Raw genomic sequence first — 20,772 nt, 5'->3', positions numbered from 1 at the left:
CCCTATCACCCTATCTCCCGACTCCTGACTCGGAGACTCGGAGACTCCTGATAACTGATTAAATGCCGTGACTTTTGCCGATTACCCAATGACGACGGAAGAAGCGAGCGAGCGAAGTTTCTTCTAAGGATAAGTAAATCGGTCTTCCGTGGGGACAGGTGCGGGGATTACGGGTATTTTGCCAATCATCGAGTAAATTCTGCATTTCTTCTAAACTCAAAGCTGTACCGTTGCGGATAGCACTCCGGCAAGCGGTAGCCACCTGAGCGGTTTGTAAATCCCCCCCTAAACTTAATTCTAGTAAAGCATCAGCCCGATCCTCCCGTTCTTTTAGTAGAACAGGAATACTACGAATTGCCCAAGAGCGATCGCCAAAACTAGCAACTTCTAATCCTAAACGTTGTAATTGTTCGATTTGTCGAGTAGTTAACTGATTTAAGATGATCGGAGTATCTAACGGCACGATTTCCCAGTTATCCTCTAAACGTTCGTACAAAACCCGCTCATGGGCAATATGTTGTTCGACTAACCATAATCCGTGAGGATGTTCGGCAACTATGTAAGTTTGGTGAATTTGGGCTACTGCCTTTAATTCCAGCCGATTTTTCGGGGATTTCTCCCCTATTGTATAGGTGCTTTTTTCTTCGGCAGCCTTGAGAATTTGACTGACGCGCTGATTTTGCGCTTTTTCGGGTATATGTTCGGGATTTAGTCCTAACGCCTTGTCTATGGCTGAAATTATCTGTTCTTGCCAAAAAATGAGGTTATGCAGGTATATTTCCGCTTTGGCTGGGTGACGATTCCAATCGATCGAACGAGGGTTAAGATGTAGATGGAGAAAGCAAACGGGATAGCGATCTTTAGGGACTGTGCGAGCGAAAGCTTCAAATGTTGCCTGTTCTAACTCCGATGAGCGCACCATTCGCCCATTAACAGCAATTCTAACCCAATCTGGTTGATGGCGAGAAATGCGATCGGGCAAACCAATGACTAATTCAATTTGAGCAGATTCTGCGTCAGGAGTCGTCAAGTCAAGTTTTAGCGATGCTAAATCGTTAAAATGCAGAGATTTAACTAATTGCGGTAATATTTGACTGGCATCCTTACCCGGACTAATGCGTAACCAATCTTGATGATCTTGGAAAACCTGCCAAGTAATTTGGGGATGACAGAGAGCAAAATTATGAATTAAAGTCTGTATATCCTTTAATTGTTTGTTAATTGACGGTAAAGCTTGACGACGCACAGGAAAGTTACCAAAGAGATTCTCTACCGTCACGATAGTGCCGATAGCTATAGGAATCGTTTCTAAATTATCCGGCTCGCCTTGGTGATTGTAAAGACAATAACAACCCAAATCATCGTCATGGCGACTGGCAACCCGCAGATGCGCCACCTGTGCGATACTGTGCAAAGCTTCACCACGGAATCCGAGACTGGTAATCTGCCAAAGATCGTCCCGTTGGCGGATTTTGCTGGTACTGTGGGCATAGCTACACAGTTGCAAATCTTCTCTAGACATTCCCCTGCCGTTATCCGATACTTGTATTCGCCAGTTTTGGGGAAATATATCGATGGTAATCCTATCTGCCCCCGCATCAATGGCATTTTCGACTAATTCTCGCACCACAGCGCCTAAAGAGTCGATTACCTCTCCTGCGGCAATTAAATCGATTACGTCTTGGGGTAAAACTTGTATGGGCAAAGTCATCAATTAATGGTTTTAGCCAAGGGCAAACTCGGTATATTGTCGCACAGGGGGCCCATGGTAAGCTAAAACGATGTCTTGTTTGGGGACTCCCCTAGCTACCAATTTATCGCCAATCGCTGCTACCGTGCCGTCCTGCTGCACCCAGATTTTATTGTTAATAATATCAACGGCAATTATACAGCCCTAAATGCGCGCGCTGCTGTCCCCGTAACCGAATCAAAAACTGTTTCAGTTTTGACGGGATCACTAGGCTCTCTCAGTAGGGAATCTGATTTTTGCCAATTACTGTTTGAAAGAGTCCCCGACCGAGAAAATATTGATAGAGTATTGATTAGGAGACTGGCAAAAATTCAACTATAAGAGGATTGTCACTGATGACAGCAGTTACCGAGAATGATCTGAAAAGGTTAGAAGATTTAATCGTTAGCGGACAGAAAGCGATCGAGTCCCGACTGACAGTGATCGAGTCCCGACTGACAAACCTAGAAAATGGACAGAAGGCGATCGAGAACAGTCTAGGAGAAATTAAAGGAGATATTAAGGCCTTAGATGCCAAAGTTATGGGACTAGAAAAGCGGGTTGACGATCTTAACGCACGAGTCAACATTACGACCATTGGATTCCTTAGCATTGTCGGCATTTTGGTGACAGGAATGCTGACTATTGCAGCAAAACAGTCTTTTTCCCCTAGTCCCTAGAATGATACTAAATCCTGTGTAAAAGGTATAGGAGAGTAGGTGAGTGCCAAAGCACTGGAGCGGGGAAAAACAATCGATAACTTGGCAGTTAATCATACTATTAAAAACGGATTTGGTGTAAGACGGCCTAAATAAGTCGATATATGGTTCTGCTCGCTGTCTATGCCGGGGAGAAATCCCTCTGGCATTTCTCTAGTGCGAAATCTGGGCTAAAAATTGGCCCCGTCAGGAAATCTTGATGTTAAATTCCCCAAAAATTGCGCTAGGATCGGCTTCATAGCACAGGAAAGGCGATCAAGTGGGATAACCGATCCTGTGGTTTGAGAAGGTGACTGTATAATTGTTAGAGTATCAATAGATCAATTCCAGAGGAATCATGAGCAATATCCAGGATAAAATTCAAGAAGAGCTAGAAAATGCCAGAGCCGTCTGTAGTATAGAAGGTTCCACCTCTGGTGAATGTGCCGCCGCTTGGGATGCGGTGGAAGAATTACAAGCAGAAGCTGCTCACCAACGTCAAGACCATCCCCAAAAAACCTACTTTGAAAAGTATTGTGCTGATAATCCCGATGCCGCCGAGTGTCGCCTTTATGAAGATTAATCCAGTCAGGCAGCAGTTTTTTCTCTCCTCACAGTAGAATCCTAGCTTTAGGGCGATCTCAACTATAAAGAGATCGCCTCTCGTTTTTTGGTTTGTTGGTCAAGCTGTGACCGATTTTGGCTCCCGCGTCGGAAGACAGTAAAATGTTGACAGTGTAATTGTCTAAATAATTTATGAATCAACTTTGGTTTCGTCCTCTCGTTTGGATAGATTATCGTTTAGCCGTCCTATTTACGGTGATTATTCCGGCAATTTTGTTAATTTGGTCTTTATTTGCAAAAATCGAATCATTACAAAAATTGTTGATTATCTATTGGCGAGTGGCTAGTCTTTTGTTAATTACCGTATATTTAATGATCGCTTCCTGGCCGATTGGTTTTGTCACCAGTTTTTTAGCTAAGATTTTAATCCCGATTTCCCTCTGGTTTTGGGTGGATATTAACGATGAAATTAAAGATTTACCCGCCAGTCCGATTAAATTTGTCACCACTGCTTGGCGTTGGGCAGTAACGATTTATTGTCCTTTGGGCGCAATTTCTACCTTACCTTTTCTCTCCTGTGCTATGTCAGGGGAATTGCTAAATTCTCCCTATTGTCAGGTTTGGCAGGAAGCACCCTGGCAGTTTCGCGAGATTTTTCATTCAGAAGCTACCGCTAATGTTTTGGGCTTTTTTGGTTTAGTTGGCCTCTCTTTTTATACTCTCTATTTTGCCCATTTTCTTCTTATTCGCCTTGGCAAACAGGGACGTTCAGCTTTACAACAGTAAGTTTTTAGCTATCGATGATTAGCCATTTTTCTATGAATATTGGTCAACAACTCGAACAATACACCCTCAAAAATCCCCACGAGGTTTTATTAGTGACTATTGCTGTGGATGGGGAGGAGGAAGAAATCTCTATTTTTAAAGGTTTTTCTAGTTCCCTTACCCGCAGCACTCCCTACGATCCCGATATTCCGATCATTCCTGAAACTGCTAGAATTATTAAGATAGATCGTCTTGCTAGTCCCTATCATCCCCTTAAACCTCGCTACATTCAAGAAAATCTTACCTTAGAGGAAATGCAGTCTTTACTGATTAATTAAACCAGTAATTTTACTTAGATAACATCAGCACTCATCTCGATGGATTTAACAGCTTTTATTTACCATCCATAAACTTTGTCTATCTAGACAAGAGGTAAATTTTGCGGCCTTTTAGTGGTAAGATTACCGGGGAATGATAATCTCTGCCAGTATTCAAGCTGTCAAAGTGGATTTCATCCTCGGTATCGATCGAGAACAATCAAAAAACTGGAGAATAATCTGGAGAATCTATGCAACTTAAACAATCTAACCAAGAACTGTTACAAATTGAGTATTTAGCCACCGGTGCCACGGGACAAAACATGGTTAAAGATGATGGCAAAGATGTGATTGAAGGATTAACTAAAACCCCCAAAAGTTTACCATCTAAATATTTTTATGATCGGCAAGGTTCACAACTTTTTGAAGAAATCTGTCAATTGCTAGAATACTATCCCACTAGGACAGAAGCGGCTATTCTCCAAGAATATGCTCAAGAAATTGTCGCCTATACAGGGGCCTGCGAATTGGTCGAATTAGGTAGTGGTAGTTCCACTAAAACTCGTCTGTTGTTGGACGCTTATTATCAGCAGCAAAAATCCTCTAAATATGTACCTATCGATGTTAGTGAAACTATTCTCAAAGCTAGTGCCATAGAATTACAAAAAGAATATCCTAATTTACAAATTCAGGGTTTAATTGGAACCTATGAACAGGCCTTAGCCTACTATAAAAATGCTTCTGATAATACCAGAATGATTTTTTTCTTGGGAAGTTCGATCGGTAATTTTTCTGCGGCTGAATGTGATAATTTTTTAGAAGAAATTGCCACTGTCTTAAAAGCTGGAGATTATTTTTTATTAGGGATTGATCTGCAAAAACCATCAGCAATTTTAGAAGCAGCTTATAATGATGCCCAAGGGGTGACAGCCGCTTTTAATTTAAATATGCTTTCCCATTTAAATTGGCGTTTTCAAGCTGATTTTAATCTTGATTTATTTAGTCATCAAGCTATCTATAATCAAGATCAATCTCAAATTGAAATGTATTTAATTTGTCAAAAAACTCACCCTGTTCATCTTAAAAAACTCGATTTAACAGTTAATTTTCAAGCATCGGAGAGTATTTTAACAGAAATTTCCCGTAAATTTAACCTAGAAACTATGCAAAAAGACCTAGAATCAAAGGGATTAAAACCGCTCAAGGTTTTCACCGATCCTGAAAATTTATTCGGGTTAATTCTCTGTCAGTTATCCCTGTAATTAACGAAAACATTATCATCAGTAATAGAGGCACAAAAACATGGAAAAGATTCAAGCACAGGCTCCTATCTCTCTAAGTAACTGTAGTCGAGAAAATATACTAGACTATTTTGAAAATGCTTGGCAATTAGAAGATATGCTGTTAAAAAGCATCATCAAAGAAGAAGCTTTTTATTGTAACCCTGACGATTTAAGAAATCCCCTCATCTTTTATTTAGGTCATGCTGCCGCTTTTTATCTGAATAAATTGCAGCTGGTTAACCTATTAAAAAAAAGCCCTAATCCTGACTACGAATTATTGTTTGGAGTGGGGGTAGATCCGGCAACTCCTGAAGAATTAAACTCTGCTATCGCTCAGATTCAGTGGTCTGGGGTGGCTAAAGTTTGGGAATATCGACAACAAGTCTATGAAATTGTGGTCGAAATAATTAAAAATATCCCCCTCAATCTTCCTATTCATCCTCGGCATTCTCTCTGGTCATTAATGATGGGAATTGAGCATCAGCGTGTTCACTTTGAAACCTCTTCAATGTTACTCAGACAACTGCCTCTAGATTGTCTGCAACGTCCTCCCGGTTGGCATTATGCTCCTTCTTTTGGTCAAGCTAGTCCTAATCAAATGGTGGAGGTTTCTGGGGGAATAGTAGAAATTGGTAAACCCCAAGATTCTCCTATTTATGGTTGGGATAATGAGTATGGTTATCGGCAAGTTAAAGTTAACAATTTTCTGGTGAGTAAATATATGATTACCAATGGAGAATTTAAAGAATTTGTCCATAATGGTGGCTACGAAAATCCTAGCTATTGGGATGAGGAAGCTTGGCAATGGAAAAATCATTATCGAGTCAAATATCCTAAATTTTGGCTGGTAGATGAGCGCGGAAATTATCAATATCGAGCCATGTTTGATGTTCTTGATTTACCGCTTGATTGGCCGGTAGAAGTGAACTATTATGAAGCGATCGCCTACTGTCGTTTTCAAGGTCAAGGAATACGTTTGATGACGGAAGCTGAGTGGAATTTAGTCACCTATGGCAGTCAAAAAAATCGATGTTATACCCTAGAAAACGATAACTTTGAGGACTATAACCTCAATTTAAAATTCTGTTCTCCCACTCCCGTGGGAATGTTAAAAAATGCTGGCAATAACTCAGAAATTTATGATTTACGCGGTAACGTCTGGGAATGGCTAGAAGATGATTTTAATCCCTTAACTGACTTTCAACCCCATTACCTCTATGCTGACAATTCCACTCCTTTCTTTAATAGTCAACATAAAATGATGTTAGGAGGAGCTTGGGTGACTAACGGCACAGAAATCCTACCCTACTATCGCAATTGGTTTCGCCGGAATTTTTATCAACACGCTGGTTTTAGAATCGCGCAAAGTCTTTAGGTGGGGTGTGGGGTTTGGGGTTTTACCCATTTTCAGGGGGTCGATTACCTAATTTTCAGGGAAAAAGTGCCTAAAATTTCCCCCCCGATTACTCCAAGGGCCAGCACTTTTTGATATCTTGAGATTTATCGGGCCAATTCTAGGTAATTGCCAATTAAAAAAAATTCCCGGAAGGGTCGCCCCTCGATCGCTACAATGGAACCTAGTAGAATGCGGATAAACTCGATCGCCATGAATCAACCTGCAATTTTTCATCTCGCTATTCCGATTACCGATGTGTCCACCGCTAAAAGCTTTTACTGTGATGGTTTAGGTTGTTTAGCGGGAAGGGAAACCGAGAAAGCGATTATCTTAAATTTCTATGGTCATCAGGTGGTCGCTCACGTCACCGAAATGCCTCTTACTCCCCAAAATAGCATTTATCCTCGCCATTTTGGTCTAATTCTGCCGGATGCCAGGGATTGGGACAATCTTCTCGCACAAGCACGAGTCAATCAACTAAAATTTTATCTAGAACCAAAAACTCGCTTTACTGGGGAGATAACCGAACATAAAACCTTTTTCCTAGAGGATCCTTTCTATAATCTCCTCGAATTTAAACATTATCGCCACTACGAAGCTATTTTTGCCAGTCGGCAATTAACAGCGATCGGCGATCGAGCTTAAAATAAACAACAGGTGACTTTTTGTGACTGGTTAGTCCTATCTTCAACTGCGACAAAAATAGGGGAACTTCCCTCAGATTCTCTCATCGAAACTAAAAAAACCTTGCCTTGCAATGATAAATTCTTAGGAAATCTATGAAAAAAATTTTATTGTTAACCCTATTCGTTATCGGTCTAGGATTTGCTCTATTTAACTTTACTGGATTAGCAAATCGGGGCGAATATCAATCAATTTTGATCGACTTTAAAGACGATATACCCGTCAGCGTACTCGATGAGCAGTTAAATGCTATCAACAAAAAAGCGGGAACCCCCACCAGTTTAAATAGTATCTTTTCCATCGATGAACATCTTTACATCGTCGATGGAGATAGCAAACTTCTGAAAACTCTCCGCAATTCCGACCTAAAAAAATACACTGAATCGATCGAACCCGATTATATTTATCATGCTTTTATCGCCCCCAATGACCCCGACTATAGCAAACAGTGGAACCTGCGGGGAATTAACATCGAACGCGCTTGGGAAGAAAATCACGGTGAAGGAATCACCGTCGCCGTCATTGATACAGGTGTATCAAAAGTTCCCGATCTGCGAGAAACCGAGTTTGTGGAAGGCTACGACTTCGTCAATGATCGCAGCAATTCCGAGGACGATAACGGTCACGGAACCCATGTAGCGGGAACAATTGCCCAATCGACCAATAATAACTACGGGGTAGCTGGCATCGCCTACAAAGCCAAAATTATGCCCCTCAAGGTGCTTTCCGGGACGGGTGGGGGAACCGTGGGAGATATTGCCGAAGCGATCCGTTTTGCCGTCGATAATAAAGCCGATGTCATCAATATGAGTTTAGGGGGTGGAGGCGAAACCCAAGTAATGAAAGAGGCGATCGAATACGCCTATAGTAAAGGTGTGGTAATCGTCGCCGCTGCCGGTAATGCCGATGATAATTCCGCCGCCTATCCCGCCCGTTTTCCGCACGTTATCGGCGTTTCTGCGGTAGATGCCTCCGGAAATAAGGCCCCCTATTCTAATTTCGGGGCCGGAATCGATATTGCTGCCCCCGGCGGCTCCGATACGGGTAAAATTATCCAAGAAACCATCGATCCCGCTAAAGGGGGTGAACCGGCGTTCCTCGGTTTTCAGGGAACCAGCATGGCGGCCCCTCACGTTGCTGGGGTGGTAGCTTTAATCAAGGCTGCGGGAATTAAAGAACCCAATGCAGTTTTAGAGGTTTTGCAACAGTCAGCCCGTAAGATCAATGATGATCCCTTTAATCATTTTGGCGCCGGACAATTAGACGCGGGCAATGCTCTACAATTGGCCCTGAAAGGACAGATTACTTTCCGGGATTTTTGGCGTTGGTTGCGCGATAACGGTTATCTCAATCCCCGTTTCTGGATTGATGGCGGCGCGGTGGCGGTTTTGCCCAAAATGGCCATGGTTTTGGGTTCTTATCTTCTTGCTTGGTGGCTAAGAAGTTATTTTCCCTTCTCCTGGAACGGATTTTTGAATGCTGGTCTAATTTTTGGCAGTTCTGGCTTATTTTTCCTCAGAGGTCTTTATATCTTCGATTTACCTCAATGGCCTTTCCGAGTGATGGGGAGTTCTCTTTCCGACCTAGGAGGTGTTATTCAGGGAAGTTCTGCCCTTAATCCGCTTTTTGCCAGTGTTATCCTGCCCTTTGTCCTGATTGCTCTGCTTTTGGGTCATCCCCGTGCAAAATGGTTAGCAGTGGGGGTATCTTTAGCTATGGCGGTGACTTTAGGTATCAGTGCTGTTATCCATCCTACTCTGATCTGGTTAGGTTCTGGTACGATCGCTCAGGCATTTTTGGGCGTAAATGCGCTTTTATGTCTCGGTTTAGGTTATTTAGCCCTAAAAAGTGCTACTTCCTCCCGATAAGCTTAAACAGGGGTTACAATGGGACAACAAAGGTGATTTACCGTTCAAAACCTTTTTGGTTTTGGTATCTTCCTTTTGTTTTGCATTGAGTTCTCCTACAACAGCAGCCTCGGACATTAACCGAGGTTTTTTCTTTATGATGTATGTTAGTTTCTAGGGGTTTTTTGGGAATTCTCAATCCGTATCCCGAAAGTTTCCCCCAATACCCCCTCGAATCATCGAGCTTATCTATTTCTTGTCTAAGGTGTCTATCGTGTCAAATCATAAAATTCTCGTTATCGATGACAGTAAAGTGATCAGGATGCACGTTCGCGATATGTTACCAGAGGGTAACTTTGAATTACTCGAAGCTAAAGACGGATTAGAGGGCTATCATCTCATCCGTACCGAAAACCCGAATTTGATTATTTTGGACTTCCTTCTCCCGAAAATGAGCGGTTGGGAGGTGTTTCAGCAAATCCAAACCGAAGATAATCTCAAAAGTATCCCCCTAGTGTTAATGTCGGGACGGAAAGAGGAGGTAGTAGAGAAAATCCCCGAACCTTTCCCGCATTTTGCCTTTATTGAGAAGCCTTTCGACCAAAAACAATTGGTACAAGCGATTAAAGAAGCGATGGCTAAGGCCAAACAATATTCTCCGAAACCAACAGTTTTTAGCCCGAAACTAGAGGAACTCACCGGGGATTATGGCACCGATATTCAGACTCTCCAGTCCCAAATTGCCCAAATGCAAACAGAAATGGAAACTATGAAGAAACAAATGTCTCAATTAGTGGCTTTTATTAAGAAAAAACTGCCCTAGAACTATTCATCCCGATTTTTTATAACTTGGGCAAGCAGTTATCCTTATCCGGCGGGCAAATCTCGGGCTAATCTCCTATCCGTTTTAAACAGGATTTAGTATAATATGAGGTAGTCTTTATTTGGTGAGTGACTAAGTTATTAATTAACTGATAACTAATTATGAATTGGCAAGAAATAGCGGGTAATTGGGTTTTTCTCCCCCGTCGTCCCCGGGGTATCATTCACTTTTTAGGTGGGGCATTTGTAGCGGCAGCCCCGAATATTACCTATCGTTGGTTATTAGAAAGTCTTGGGAATTCAGGATACGCTATTGTCGCGACTCCCTTTGTTAATACCCTCGATCACAAATCGATCGCCCGCACAGTTTTAAACCGTTTTGATAATATTATTGAACGTCTGCGCTGGAATCATAGTCTGCCCCAAGGTTATCTCCCCATCTACGGATTGGGTCACAGTATGGGGTGTAAACTACATTTATTAATCGGTAGTCTCTACGAAGTGGAACGGGAAGGAAATATCCTCATTTCCTTTAATAATTATCCCATTCGTCGGGCTATTCCCTTTATCGAACCTTTGCAAATTGACACCACTTTTAACCTCGAATTTACCCCTTCCCCCGAAGAAACAAACGAGTTAATTTTCCAAGATTATGCCATTCGTCGCAATCTTTTAATCCGTTTTCAAGACGACACGATCGATCAATCTCTGGTATTAAATCCCCTGCTAAAAAAACGTTTTAATGATTTAATTGCCCTGCGAACTCTCCCGGGCAATCATCTCACTCCCTTGAGTCAAGATGTCAGTTGGCAAACCGGAGAAGTATTTACTCCCCTCGATGCGATCGGCCAATGGTTAAAACAGGGACTTGCCCGGGATAATTCCCGTCTCAAAGATGAGATTCTCCAGTGGTTAAATCCCGTCCTTCCCGCCTCTCGTTAGCTTTCCTCTAGATTAATCCCCAGGGCCCGTAATTGCGCCTCTAAGCGGGCTAATTTTGCCTCAGCTAATTCGGCCCGTTGACGTTCCTGTTGGGCTTGCTGTTCGGCTAATTCCGCTTTTTGCTTGATTTCTAGGGTGGTCAAAAACCGCGAGCCATCGGGATAAAAAATAGCTAACTGGGGACTCTCCAGTTGAAAACGAATCTGTAGAAGCGGACTCTGCCAATTATCGATCGCGGCAATCATCTCCAATTGATCACCCCTTCGCCACCAACCCTGTAGATAATTAGCATCGGGATCATAGAGATAATATTCTTCTACGCCAAAACGCTGATAAAATTGCCATTTTCGGCGCATTTCCGCTTTAGTGTTGCCCGGAGAGAGAATTTCAAAGACCACCTGCGGCGCAATCTGGTTTTCTAACCATTGCTTATAGGAACCTCGATCGCCCTTGGGTCTGCCAAACACCACCATAGCATCCGGCGCTTGACAGGTTTTATTATCCCCCTCGACCGGATACCACAACAGATCGCCGGCGATAAACACATTGTCATTGTCTGCGAATAAACATTCGAGATTTTCCTTGATCGTCACAATCCAGCGAAACTGTTTGGTATTATCGGCCATCGGTTTACCATCACTATCGGGATAGATAATCTCCGACCCAGAGAAAGATATCGCCTTGATCATCGTTCTACTCCCTAGCGTAATAACTATAACTAGAGATTATGACATCAACAAAGGGAGAATTGATAGCGGCAGTGTTAGAACAAGTAACAAATAAGATGGGAACTCCTCGACAAATAGTGTCCGACCACGGCAGGGATTTATACAGAGGAATCCAATTATATTAGGAGAAAAATCCAGAAGTTGCTCACACTTATGAGGTAACTCATCAGATGGCATTGATTTTAAAGTCAGAACTGGAAAAAGATGAACAATATCAGTCATTTGTCAAAAAATGTCATCAGTGTCGTCAAGAGATACAACAAACCGAATTATTGTTTTTAATGCCGCCTTGTCAACGGACAAAATCTCGTTATTTTAACTTAGATAGGGTCTTTGGACTGGCTCCTAGACTATCAATCAAGATTCTCTCCCTGTCTGGGCTACCATCTTGGCTATGACCGGAAGTCTTGAAGCTCAAATCAAACATGAGGGGTTAACTCAAACATCTTTATCTCAATGGGATAAGCTTTTTCCCCAGTCTTACCTTCCCGAAAGTATTATCCCTATTTACCAGAAAATACAGCGTTATTTATTAGAACAAACTTCTACTATCCCAGAAGGTGAGATATTTCTGGGAACTTCCGATGTCATTGAATATATCTTTGGTAAGTATAAGCTTTTTTCGCAAAGATGTCCTATAAACGAACTGGGGGTTATGGTTTTAACAATAGTGCTAGTAACTACCGATTTCACTGTCAATTTGATTAAAGAGGCGTTGGAAACTATCAGGTCGAAGGATGTTAATATTTGGCAAGAGCAAGTTTTTGGACAATCCACTCTTTCTAAAAGAAAAGTTGTTTTTTCCTCCTGACAAATTTTGACAGAAAAAGTGCATGATTTATTTTCCTTGATTTTCCCGTATATTCAACACCCTACCCTTGCCGCCCCGACGTCGGGGGGGCAAGGGGGGGGTGGGGGAGATTCAGCTAATCTAAGGATAGGCGGTTAAAATGCGTCTTAGCTTAGTGCTAACCTAACTCCCCGCAGCACAGGAATCGGTGAAAATTACGCAGGGAATCCCCACATGACTAATGGGAACAATATAGGTTTCTGTGGGGGGAAATAAAGCGACAACGTGGGGAACGGGACGGGGAGTATAATGCACTTGCGATTGACCTTGATAAGCGAGGGAGGTGCTTGCTCCTGAGTCTAACATCACTGCGTCCCGAAAACCTGCCTGTACTAATAATTCTCCCAAAGCCATCGAATCGATCGGCTCTCTGGAAACCCCGATAACTGGCTGTCCTGCCTGATTAATCCCCCAAAAAGCCCGGTGACGCAGGGCATCAAAACCGTAAAGTGTACCAAAGGATTCCCGCGGTTGTGGTTGTCCATCTTTGACTAACCAAGCGGCCGCGACAAAAGCATCCGTAACCTTGAGATCATCTCCAGCCTCCGCTGCGATTCCTTCTAGGGTATTATGACGGGCCCGATCAAAGGGAAGATAACGCACCCATTGATCGGTAATGATTACTAAAGGACGACCCTCTAACTTGTCGATTTCTCCCTCATATCCCGGGATAAAGCCGCCATTTTGGCTTAAAACCGGACCGATCATCTGATTTGAGTCCAATTCCTTGAGAGAGAAAAAACCGCCATCCACGGCTGCGATCGCTTCTGTACTGGCGATAATTTCCTCCACTTGATAACGACTATCAGCGTGGATGGTTTTGGGAATCCCGCCACTAATCAATACAAGTGTATTGGTTGGAAATTCCACTTCCCGTTTTTGGATGGTGGTGGCAAAGTTAAAACCGCCATCCCTACGGGGTAAGGGATCACCCCCCCAAGCTTGCGGTACAACTTCTCGCGTGCGTGATTGCCCAAAGCGTCCAATCGTGAGTAAATCGGGGGATTGTCCCGCAAAATGCTCATCGAGGTCATTCATCGATAAAGCCGCCCGATAACCCGCTTTTTTGACGAATTCCTTCACTCGATCGTCCGCCTTCCCTTCCGGATAGGTGAAATAATTAATCGGAATGCCCAATTCTTTTTCTAAGATTTGTTTCGATTGCTTGACTTCTTGCTCCAAATCTGCATCGGACAATAATCTTAAATCCCGGGGATGACTAACACTATGGGAGACAATCTGTACTAGAGGATCGGCGGCCATTTCCTGGAGTTGTTGCCAAGTGACACTGGTTCTGCCAGTTTTTTGAGTCATTTTATTGATATAAATCGAGAAAACAGCAGGATAGTTATATTTTCTCAATAAAGGATAGACATACTGGTAATGTCCCCCATAACCATCATCAAAAGTCAATAAAACCGGTTTATCGGGAAGGGGGATCCCTGTCCGCAGATGGGAAATTAACCAATCGATACTGATAGGAGTTGCCCCGATTTCCTGCAAAAACTGAAAATGTGCCTCTAATTCGGCGGGGGTAACGTCAAAGAATACCTCTTTTTCCGGTAAAATGTCGTGATACATTAAAATCGGTACTTTTGTCTCTTGAGCGCGGGGATGAATTTCCGGCCAGGGGGCTAATTCGATCGCTGTTGCCGAGTTATTTGGCCAATTATCGAGACTAATATCGTTTTTTTGGAGAGATAGGGGAACAATCACGCGATCGGATAGGTTTTTATAGGTTTTACAATCAAAAACTCTCGATATATCCTTAAAAGAACTATTTTCTCGGACATAATCCGCGCATTCCAGTTGAAACTCCCTAAAAGGTGCGGGGAGAGAATCACCCCCCACCAGAGCATTAGAACGAGGATAGAGAGAAATTGCCCAAATAATCAGACAAGTGACGATAAATGCCAAAAATCCGTATAGGGGAAGGAAAGAAAAGGAAGATTTTTGCCGAGCTTGCCAACGCATAAGATCAAGTAATAAAGTGAAAAGTAAAAAGTAAAAAGTAAAAAGCAGATAGGCCCTGAGTTACCGAAAAAACTGCCTTTTATCTAGATTTTTGGCTTTTGTTTTCTCGTCAGCAAAGCCCACTGATTACAAGCTGAGTTTCCCTGTAATCCGTTCCCTTGTCAAGTTTTCTAGAACACCCTCATCAGTTATCAGTTATCAGTTATCAGTGAGCAGTTATCAGTTATCAGTTATCAGTCATCAGTGAGCAGATTTGAGTTTTCAGTGGACAGTGGTAATCAGTGAGCAGTTGTCAATAGACTACCTTTATTGATTCTCCCTATTTCCCCATTTCCCCATTTCCCCATCACCCCACACCCCACACCCCACACCCCACACCCTACACCCCACACCCTACACCCCACACCCTACACCCCATTTCCCCATTTCCCCATCACCCCACACCCCACACCCCACACCCTACACCCCCGCTATGTTCAGGGGGATTAAGCTGGTAAAGCGTGACACAAAACTGCTAGAGTTACCAAAGACGAGTATATAAACTTTACAGATATTGTATGAGAGTTTTGGTTATTGGCGGAGACGGCTATTGTGGTTGGGCAACGGCACTCCATCTATCAAATAGAGGTTACGAAGTAGGCATACTTGATAGTTTAGTTCGTCGCTATTGGGACTTACAATTAGGCTGCGATACCTTAACACCGATCGCACCCATATCTGATCGGATTCAACGCTGGCAAGATCTAACGGGAAAATCGATCGATCTTTTTGTCGGGGATATTAATGACTACGACTTTTTGATTCAATCCCTGCGACAGTTTCAACCAGACACCATTGTTCACTTTGGAGAACAGAGATCTGCACCCTTCTCCATGATTGATCGCGAACACGCGGTTTTAACCCAAGTTAACAACGTGGTTGGCAATTTAAACATCCTCTACGCGATGAAAGAGGAATTTCCCGAAGCGCACCTAGTAAAACTGGGAACCATGGGTGAGTATGGCACACCTAATATAGATATTGAAGAAGGCTACATCACGATCGAACATAACGGTCGTAAGGATACTTTACCCTATCCCAAACAGCCCGGTAGTATGTACCATCTCAGCAAAGTCCACGATAGCCATAATATCCATTTTGCCTGTCGGATGTGGGGTTTAAAAGCTACAGATCTCAATCAAGGGGTGGTTTATGGAGTCCTCACCGAAGAGACAGGAATGGATGAGATGTTAATTAACCGTCTCGATTACGATGGGGTTTTTGGCACTGCTTTAAACCGTTTTTGTATTCAAGCGGCGATCGGTCATCCCCTGACAGTGTACGGTAAAGGTGGTCAAACGCGAGGATTTTTAGATATCCGCGATACCGTGCGTTGTTTGGAATTAGCGATCGCTAATCCTGCTCAATCGGGGGAATTTCGCGTTTTTAACCAATTTACCGAACTGTTTAGCGTCGGTGACTTGGCACTGATGGTGAAAAAAGCTGGTTCTGCGTTAGGGTTAAATGTGGAGATTAACAATCTTGACAACCCGCGCATCGAGTTAGAGGAACATTATTTTAACGCTAAAAACACAAAATTACTCGATCTAGGCCTACAACCTCACTATCTCTCCGATTCTCTCCTCGATTCCCTCTTGAACTTCGCCACCAAGTATAAAAATCGGGTAGATATGAATCATATCCTACCAAAGGTCACTTGGAAACGATAATTTATTAGTCAATGATAAGTTGAGGATGGGCAAGTAACCCATCCTTTCCGTTTTTCTAATGTATCGGCATCAAACTCGATCTTAATCCGCACTGATGGGAATTATTGTCGTCCGCGATTGCGGGAATTAGAGCGACGTTGCTGCATTAACTGGGAAAATTCCGTTCTTTGAGCGGGAGTTAACACTTGGCGAATTTCCAAAAAACTTTCAAATTGCAGGTTACTCATTTCTTGGCGATTCCGAGATATTTGCTGATGTTTAGAACGGACCTCTCGATCAGAGGCATTATTCGATAATAAACTATTTAATTCTTGTTGGTTGCTTCTCATGGTTTCTCGCAATTTTTGCATTTGTCCCCGGTATTTCTGACCAATAGCGGCAATTTTCGACTTTTGGTCATCGGTAAGGTTTAATTGTTCGATTAGTCTTTCTCGAGAATTATTCACTCGACGACTCTCAGGACGCTGGGGAGAGCTAGTTTGAGCAATAAATAGACCATCGTGGGGATAGGATAGTACAGTGGCACTTGGGGCCAGGTTAGCGGCCAGAGTTAAAGCCATGGTCGTGCCAAGAATCGAGACAGTAGAAAGGGACATAATTGATCTCCACAAAGAAATTAAGGATTATAGGTAGAATAGGTGAGTTGAGGCTCGTTTAAGCTCATCCAAGGCGAACTATAAACGCTAGGAGCAGCAATCGGTGGAGCGATGCTATGGTTCCAACTCTCCACTAAAAAAGCTTCTAACTGCTCGTCGGAAATTTGGCTCAGTTGTGGATGAGGATCAGACCAACGATAGGAAGCAAAAATCAGTGCCGATAAGGCAGTAATACCAGTGATCAACCCCAATAAAGGCAGCAATTTTGGGCAAGTTACCGGTCTTTCTCCCCTAATCATTTGCATTAATTGTTCTTCTTCATCTATCGGTCGAGGTGGCAGCGATGGACGATATCGACGCAGAAAATTAACCACTTTGTCATCTTCTGGGGACATTAGAGAACTCCTTGTTTTTGCAAAAATTGACCCATGGTTTTACGCGCATAATGAAGACGTGATTTCACCGTACCGAGGGGAATTTCTAAGATTTGAGCGATTTCCTTTTGGGGTAAGTCCTCTAGATCGTGAAGGACAAGGACAGCGCGATGTTCTAAACTGAGAATTTCTAACCCTTGTCGGACCACTTCCTCATAATGCAGTTGCATCAAATCGGGACTATCTTGGGGACGGGATTCGCTATCAAGGGAGTTTTCCTGATCAGTGCTTTTGGCCATCCTCATTTGTCTTTTGGCTAATTGTCGCCGACCATCGATCGCCACATTCCAGGTGATCCGATAAACCCAAGTGGAAAAGTATTCAGGTGAACGCAATTTCGGCAACCCGTGCCACACTCTTAAAAATACCTCTTGGACAAAATCCTCTAGGAATTCCTGTCCACAGAGTTGATAGAGAGTAGAGCGGATTTTTGGTTGATAGAGACGGTAAAGGTGACGAAAAGCACCCCTATCACCCCTTTGACATTTTAAAATTAACTCTCGATCGCTCACACTTGTTTGCTTCTCGGTTATCACCTCGATCATTCCCCTCACCCCTAGCTACTTGTCCCTTTAGACTAGGGGATGCCAAGAATGGTTCATAACCAGTTATCAGTTATCAGTTATCAGTTATCAGCTTTTTTCTCCCCACACCCCACACCCCACACCCGATCACCGAGGGAGTAATTGTTGATAGAAATCCAATTGTTTTTGAGCGAGGGCTTTATTAGTATAATTGGTCATTACTCTCTGATAACCTCTCTGGCCTAATTCTTGAGCGAAGCTGGGATTATCTAAGAGAATTTGTATAGATTTAGCCAGTGCTTCCCCATCTTTTTCGGGAAAAATTAACCCCGTATCAGCAATAACAAAGGGAATTTCTCCTGAATCGGAACCAATAACAGGAACCTGACAGGCCATAGCTTCAATTAAAACATGACCGAATTGTTCTTTCCAACCGACGGCCGTTAAAGTTTTGACCCGATAGGTGATTTCTGAAGGCAAAACTAAAGTGTTCATCAGGTTAATATAATTAACTACTTGATCGTGGGGAACACTTTCCACTATCATCAAGCGATCGCTTATTCCTGCGGCTGTAGCTTCCCTGACTATTTTATCTTTCAGGATGCCCCGACCTAACAGTAATAACTTCCACTTACCTGTTAATTTATTTACAGCTTTAATCAAGGTTAAAATGCCTTTTTCTTCCACAAAACGACCGATAAAACCAATCACAAATTCATCGCTTTCAATGCCTAAAGATCGGGCTAAATCGGGTTGCTTGCCTTGGGAAAAAAGAACTTCATCCACGCCTAATTGCGGTAAAACGGTGTATTTACCCCTGTAACCCCGTTCTTTTAAAACATCTACTCCGTCCTGATTACCGGCAATTAAACCATCGGTATTTTTCAGGTTATAAGCTTCTAACCAAGAGATGGGAAATTTAGGAGTATAGGGAAGATTCCACCAAGTAAAAAATACATTTTTAGCTCGTAGATTTAAGAAACGGTTCAGAGTAATAAATTGTGCATAACCGAGAGATTTAGAACCCTGTTCCACCTGAATAATATCGGGTCTAAATTTTTGCAATAAAGGAATTATATCAGTGCCAAAAGTTAATAAAGATTGGTTATTCTGGCTAAAATTAGAGATAGGAATGACTCGGAAATTATCGGCTATTTTCGGTTGACTTTCAATGATTTTATTTTGGACTCCTCCCGGTTGCCAACGTTGGGGAACAACAATAGTAACCTCAATATTGGGATTTAATCTTGTCAGGGAGCGCAGTTTCTCACAGTTGAGATCAACTATATATGTATGACTAGCGACTAAAATTCTCATAGATTATCTAGTTTTGTATAAATTTGGCCATCATTCCAGAGGGACTTAACTTGAGTTTTCAGAGCATCCAGAAAACCTAAACCATAAAAAATTCCCCTAGAAAGGATTTTAATCGGGGAACCACCTTTATTACAGGGAGGATTGCCAAGAACGTGACAATCAAATAATTTAGCATAGAGTCGCAATTGTTGAGCGGGAGTGAGATTTTTCAGGGCCATCAGAAAGTGATTATGATAAAAAGTCGTCTGATAACTCAGAGAACGAGTGCTAATATCATGACAGCCGCCGGTTTCTTCCCCTAAATGAACCAGATAAGCGGTGGGATCGTACCAGACATGATAGGGAGTCCGGCGTAACCTTAAGCAAAAATCCGATTCCTCGCGCACGGCACTGCCACGAAAGCGTTCATCGAACCAAATGCCATATTTCGTAAATATATCCTTTCTAAAAGACATATTACAGCCCCGGGCCGAGATTACCTGCTGGGGTTTAGTGGTGTGGACAAGATCGATGTAATACCAAGCAATGCCCGGATCCATCGCTTGGGGGGGTAAAAAGTCGATTTCGTAGGGTTTGCCGGTATCTGTCACCATTTTTTGGGAGTCACCTAATTTCATGCGATCGAATACCCGACCGGCCACTACACCTATCTCAGGGTTCTTGACAAAATTCTCACTATGTGCTTTGAGATAATTATCCGGTAGCCGCACATCATCATCAATAAAAAGAACGATATCGCCCTGGGCGCGACGGACTCCATAATTTCTGGCACCGGGTAAACTCGCCCAATCTAGCCGATACCAGCTAATTTTGTGCTGATTAGCCAGATTTTCTAGATAGGATTGTATTTCAGGGCTATGGGTAGCGGTTTGGTCGATAACTAACACCTCAAAATCGGGATAATCTTGTTTGAGCAGGTCATCGAGAGTATCTTTAAGAGGCTCTTCGCGTCGATAGGTGGGTATGATGACAGAAATCAAGGGAAAATTCATAGCAGTAAACAGCAAACAGTAATCAGTAAACAGTAATCAGTAATCAGTAATCAGTAATCAGTAAACAGTAATCAGTAATCAGTAAAAAGACAGTAGAAAACTTCTAAGTAGTCGTGCAAAATTAATTTCCTAGTCGAGACTCCGAGACGGGAGACTCCGATACAGGAGACTCCGATACAGGAGACTCCGATACAGGAGACTCCGAGACGGGAGACTCCGATACAGCTATTAGGGATCGGATTTGAGTTTTCAGTTCACTGTTTACTCACAGCAAAAGGCTGACGGCTGAGAGCTTAGATGTGTAATTAATTTTGTTTAGGTACTTATTTAATACCGCACACTTAAAAACTCACATCTGATAACTGATAACTGATAACTGATAACTGATAACTGATAACGGCTCTTCTCGACTTTGTGTGATAATTTTTGCTTATGGAACCCTGAAGTGCTTATTGGGCAAAACTTTTAGGACTATTTTGCGGAAGAAACTATCAGTATAGACCTCGTTTCCACACAGAAACCAGAAGAGTCTGATAACTGATAACTGATAACTGATAACTGATAACTGATAACTGATAACTGATAACTGATAACTGATAAC

At 42.7% G+C, this 20,772-nt stretch carries 23 protein-coding genes; 14 read left to right on the top strand and 9 right to left on the bottom strand.

The window, feature by feature from the left end; genetic code table 11:
* Positions 1-58 precede the first annotated feature (58 nt).
* Positions 59-1,711 (bottom strand): DNA mismatch repair endonuclease MutL, encoded by a 1,653-nt coding sequence (mutL, locus tag IM509_RS14465; protein ID WP_052276953.1) that lies wholly within the window; start codon positions 1,709-1,711, stop codon positions 59-61.
* 12 nt (positions 1,712-1,723) lie between these two features.
* Complete coding sequence (locus IM509_RS14460; protein WP_002770124.1) at positions 1,724-1,852, bottom strand: element excision factor XisI family protein; 129 nt, start codon at positions 1,850-1,852, stop codon at positions 1,724-1,726.
* A 233-nt stretch (positions 1,853-2,085) separates the two neighbouring features.
* Between IM509_RS14460 and IM509_RS14455 the strand changes: the two genes are divergently transcribed.
* From IM509_RS14455 to IM509_RS14410, 10 genes are all read left to right on the top strand, one after another.
* The gene (locus tag IM509_RS14455) at positions 2,086-2,409 is read left to right on the top strand and encodes a hypothetical protein (protein ID WP_052276952.1); all 324 of its coding nucleotides are present in this window, start codon (positions 2,086-2,088) and stop codon (positions 2,407-2,409) included.
* Positions 2,410-2,785: 376 nt separating this feature from the next.
* The gene (locus IM509_RS14450) at positions 2,786-3,010 is read left to right on the top strand and encodes a Calvin cycle protein CP12 (protein WP_002788843.1); all 225 of its coding nucleotides are present in this window, start codon (positions 2,786-2,788) and stop codon (positions 3,008-3,010) included.
* Between the two features lie 173 nt (positions 3,011-3,183).
* Positions 3,184-3,777, top strand: a complete 594-nt coding sequence (locus IM509_RS14445; protein WP_002770135.1) for a DUF3177 family protein — start codon at positions 3,184-3,186, stop codon at positions 3,775-3,777.
* Positions 3,778-3,809: 32 nt separating this feature from the next.
* Positions 3,810-4,094 (top strand): DUF7734 family protein, encoded by a 285-nt coding sequence (locus IM509_RS14440; protein ID WP_002788842.1) that lies wholly within the window; start codon positions 3,810-3,812, stop codon positions 4,092-4,094.
* A 230-nt stretch (positions 4,095-4,324) separates the two neighbouring features.
* On the top strand, positions 4,325-5,335 hold the full coding sequence (egtD, locus tag IM509_RS14435) for an L-histidine N(alpha)-methyltransferase (protein WP_185236920.1): 1,011 nt from the start codon (positions 4,325-4,327) through the stop codon (positions 5,333-5,335).
* Between the two features lie 40 nt (positions 5,336-5,375).
* Positions 5,376-6,731, top strand: a complete 1,356-nt coding sequence (gene ovoA, locus IM509_RS14430; protein WP_185236921.1) for a 5-histidylcysteine sulfoxide synthase — start codon at positions 5,376-5,378, stop codon at positions 6,729-6,731.
* Between the two features lie 231 nt (positions 6,732-6,962).
* Positions 6,963-7,397 (top strand): VOC family protein, encoded by a 435-nt coding sequence (locus IM509_RS14425; protein ID WP_052276949.1) that lies wholly within the window; start codon positions 6,963-6,965, stop codon positions 7,395-7,397.
* 134 nt (positions 7,398-7,531) lie between these two features.
* Positions 7,532-9,304 carry a S8 family peptidase gene (locus IM509_RS14420; protein ID WP_185236922.1) on the top strand — a complete coding sequence of 591 codons (1,773 nt, stop codon included), beginning with the start codon at positions 7,532-7,534 and terminating at the stop codon, positions 9,302-9,304.
* Between the two features lie 253 nt (positions 9,305-9,557).
* Positions 9,558-10,106, top strand: coding sequence for a response regulator (locus tag IM509_RS14415; protein ID WP_002788834.1), 549 nt, complete (start codon positions 9,558-9,560; stop codon positions 10,104-10,106).
* A 161-nt stretch (positions 10,107-10,267) separates the two neighbouring features.
* Complete coding sequence (locus IM509_RS14410; protein WP_002781173.1) at positions 10,268-11,047, top strand: DUF1350 family protein; 780 nt, start codon at positions 10,268-10,270, stop codon at positions 11,045-11,047.
* Here IM509_RS14410 and IM509_RS14405 read toward each other — a convergent pair.
* On the bottom strand, positions 11,044-11,736 hold the full coding sequence (locus IM509_RS14405) for a Uma2 family endonuclease (RefSeq protein ID WP_052276947.1): 693 nt from the start codon (positions 11,734-11,736) through the stop codon (positions 11,044-11,046). The genes IM509_RS14410 and IM509_RS14405 overlap by 4 nt on opposite strands.
* Positions 11,737-11,945: 209 nt before the next feature.
* Here IM509_RS14405 and IM509_RS14400 point away from each other — a divergent pair, with 209 nt between their 5' ends.
* Together IM509_RS14400 and IM509_RS14395 are read left to right on the top strand one after the other, a co-directional pair.
* Complete coding sequence (locus tag IM509_RS14400; RefSeq protein ID WP_249264888.1) at positions 11,946-12,173, top strand: hypothetical protein; 228 nt, start codon at positions 11,946-11,948, stop codon at positions 12,171-12,173.
* Positions 12,170-12,586, top strand: a complete 417-nt coding sequence (locus IM509_RS14395) for a hypothetical protein (RefSeq protein ID WP_052276946.1) — start codon at positions 12,170-12,172, stop codon at positions 12,584-12,586. The genes IM509_RS14400 and IM509_RS14395 overlap by 4 nt, the downstream gene beginning before the upstream one ends.
* Positions 12,587-12,748: 162 nt before the next feature.
* On the opposite strand, the gene IM509_RS14390 is transcribed toward IM509_RS14395, so the two are convergent.
* Positions 12,749-14,599 (bottom strand): polysaccharide deacetylase family protein, encoded by a 1,851-nt coding sequence (locus IM509_RS14390; RefSeq protein ID WP_052276945.1) that lies wholly within the window; start codon positions 14,597-14,599, stop codon positions 12,749-12,751.
* A gap of 91 nt (positions 14,600-14,690) precedes the next feature.
* Here IM509_RS14390 and IM509_RS14385 point away from each other — a divergent pair, with 91 nt between their 5' ends.
* Positions 14,691-14,846 (top strand): hypothetical protein, encoded by a 156-nt coding sequence (locus IM509_RS14385; protein WP_287717078.1) that lies wholly within the window; start codon positions 14,691-14,693, stop codon positions 14,844-14,846.
* A gap of 310 nt (positions 14,847-15,156) precedes the next feature.
* A complete protein-coding gene (locus tag IM509_RS14380) occupies positions 15,157-16,308 on the top strand; it encodes an NAD-dependent epimerase/dehydratase family protein (RefSeq protein ID WP_052276944.1) in 1,152 nt (383 codons plus the stop codon).
* A gap of 101 nt (positions 16,309-16,409) precedes the next feature.
* Here the strand turns inward: IM509_RS14380 and IM509_RS14375 are convergent, their stop codons facing one another.
* The 5 genes from IM509_RS14375 to hpsN form a co-directional block, all read right to left on the bottom strand.
* The gene (locus IM509_RS14375) at positions 16,410-16,904 is read right to left on the bottom strand and encodes a Spy/CpxP family protein refolding chaperone (RefSeq protein ID WP_052276943.1); all 495 of its coding nucleotides are present in this window, start codon (positions 16,902-16,904) and stop codon (positions 16,410-16,412) included.
* A 20-nt stretch (positions 16,905-16,924) separates the two neighbouring features.
* Entirely contained in the window at positions 16,925-17,299 is a 375-nt protein-coding gene (locus IM509_RS14370; RefSeq protein ID WP_052276942.1) for a hypothetical protein, read from the bottom strand.
* On the bottom strand, positions 17,299-17,883 hold the full coding sequence (locus IM509_RS14365) for a sigma-70 family RNA polymerase sigma factor (RefSeq protein WP_002788823.1): 585 nt from the start codon (positions 17,881-17,883) through the stop codon (positions 17,299-17,301). The genes IM509_RS14370 and IM509_RS14365 overlap by 1 nt, the downstream gene beginning before the upstream one ends.
* A 126-nt stretch (positions 17,884-18,009) precedes the next feature.
* On the bottom strand, positions 18,010-19,179 hold the full coding sequence (hpsO, locus tag IM509_RS14360) for a hormogonium polysaccharide biosynthesis glycosyltransferase HpsO (RefSeq protein WP_052276941.1): 1,170 nt from the start codon (positions 19,177-19,179) through the stop codon (positions 18,010-18,012).
* Positions 19,176-20,171 (bottom strand): hormogonium polysaccharide biosynthesis glycosyltransferase HpsN, encoded by a 996-nt coding sequence (gene hpsN, locus IM509_RS14355; RefSeq protein WP_052276940.1) that lies wholly within the window; start codon positions 20,169-20,171, stop codon positions 19,176-19,178. The genes hpsO and hpsN overlap by 4 nt, the downstream gene beginning before the upstream one ends.
* Positions 20,172-20,772: the final 601 nt, after the last annotated feature.

The sequence above is a fragment of the Microcystis sp. M31BS1 genome, from assembly GCF_020245285.1.
GTDB classification, from domain to species: Bacteria; Cyanobacteriota; Cyanobacteriia; order Cyanobacteriales; family Microcystaceae; genus Microcystis; species Microcystis panniformis.
The sequence above is the reverse complement of the archived record's forward strand: the minus strand, read 5'-3'. Positions and strand labels throughout refer to the sequence as shown.

What these genes read in the sequence shown, in the direction of transcription:
- mutL (WP_052276953.1), bottom strand. Translation starts at nt 1,711, where the DNA reads ATGACTTTGCCCATACAAGTTTTACCCCAAGACGTAATCGATTTAATT.
- IM509_RS14455 (WP_052276952.1), top strand. Translation starts at nt 2,086, where the DNA reads ATGACAGCAGTTACCGAGAATGATCTGAAAAGGTTAGAAGATTTAATC.
- IM509_RS14400 (WP_249264888.1), top strand. Translation starts at nt 11,946, where the DNA reads ATGGCATTGATTTTAAAGTCAGAACTGGAAAAAGATGAACAATATCAG.
- ovoA (WP_185236921.1), top strand. Translation starts at nt 5,376, where the DNA reads ATGGAAAAGATTCAAGCACAGGCTCCTATCTCTCTAAGTAACTGTAGT.
- IM509_RS14390 (WP_052276945.1), bottom strand. Translation starts at nt 14,599, where the DNA reads ATGCGTTGGCAAGCTCGGCAAAAATCTTCCTTTTCTTTCCTTCCCCTA.
- IM509_RS14395 (WP_052276946.1), top strand. Translation starts at nt 12,170, where the DNA reads ATGACCGGAAGTCTTGAAGCTCAAATCAAACATGAGGGGTTAACTCAA.
- IM509_RS14370 (WP_052276942.1), bottom strand. Translation starts at nt 17,299, where the DNA reads ATGTCCCCAGAAGATGACAAAGTGGTTAATTTTCTGCGTCGATATCGT.
- IM509_RS14375 (WP_052276943.1), bottom strand. Translation starts at nt 16,904, where the DNA reads ATGTCCCTTTCTACTGTCTCGATTCTTGGCACGACCATGGCTTTAACT.
- IM509_RS14420 (WP_185236922.1), top strand. Translation starts at nt 7,532, where the DNA reads ATGAAAAAAATTTTATTGTTAACCCTATTCGTTATCGGTCTAGGATTT.
- egtD (WP_185236920.1), top strand. Translation starts at nt 4,325, where the DNA reads ATGCAACTTAAACAATCTAACCAAGAACTGTTACAAATTGAGTATTTA.
- hpsN (WP_052276940.1), bottom strand. Translation starts at nt 20,171, where the DNA reads ATGAATTTTCCCTTGATTTCTGTCATCATACCCACCTATCGACGCGAA.
- IM509_RS14365 (WP_002788823.1), bottom strand. Translation starts at nt 17,883, where the DNA reads ATGATCGAGGTGATAACCGAGAAGCAAACAAGTGTGAGCGATCGAGAG.
- IM509_RS14405 (WP_052276947.1), bottom strand. Translation starts at nt 11,736, where the DNA reads ATGATCAAGGCGATATCTTTCTCTGGGTCGGAGATTATCTATCCCGAT.
- IM509_RS14440 (WP_002788842.1), top strand. Translation starts at nt 3,810, where the DNA reads ATGAATATTGGTCAACAACTCGAACAATACACCCTCAAAAATCCCCAC.
- IM509_RS14380 (WP_052276944.1), top strand. Translation starts at nt 15,157, where the DNA reads ATGAGAGTTTTGGTTATTGGCGGAGACGGCTATTGTGGTTGGGCAACG.
- IM509_RS14450 (WP_002788843.1), top strand. Translation starts at nt 2,786, where the DNA reads ATGAGCAATATCCAGGATAAAATTCAAGAAGAGCTAGAAAATGCCAGA.
- IM509_RS14410 (WP_002781173.1), top strand. Translation starts at nt 10,268, where the DNA reads ATGAATTGGCAAGAAATAGCGGGTAATTGGGTTTTTCTCCCCCGTCGT.
- IM509_RS14425 (WP_052276949.1), top strand. Translation starts at nt 6,963, where the DNA reads ATGAATCAACCTGCAATTTTTCATCTCGCTATTCCGATTACCGATGTG.
- hpsO (WP_052276941.1), bottom strand. Translation starts at nt 19,179, where the DNA reads ATGAGAATTTTAGTCGCTAGTCATACATATATAGTTGATCTCAACTGT.
- IM509_RS14445 (WP_002770135.1), top strand. Translation starts at nt 3,184, where the DNA reads ATGAATCAACTTTGGTTTCGTCCTCTCGTTTGGATAGATTATCGTTTA.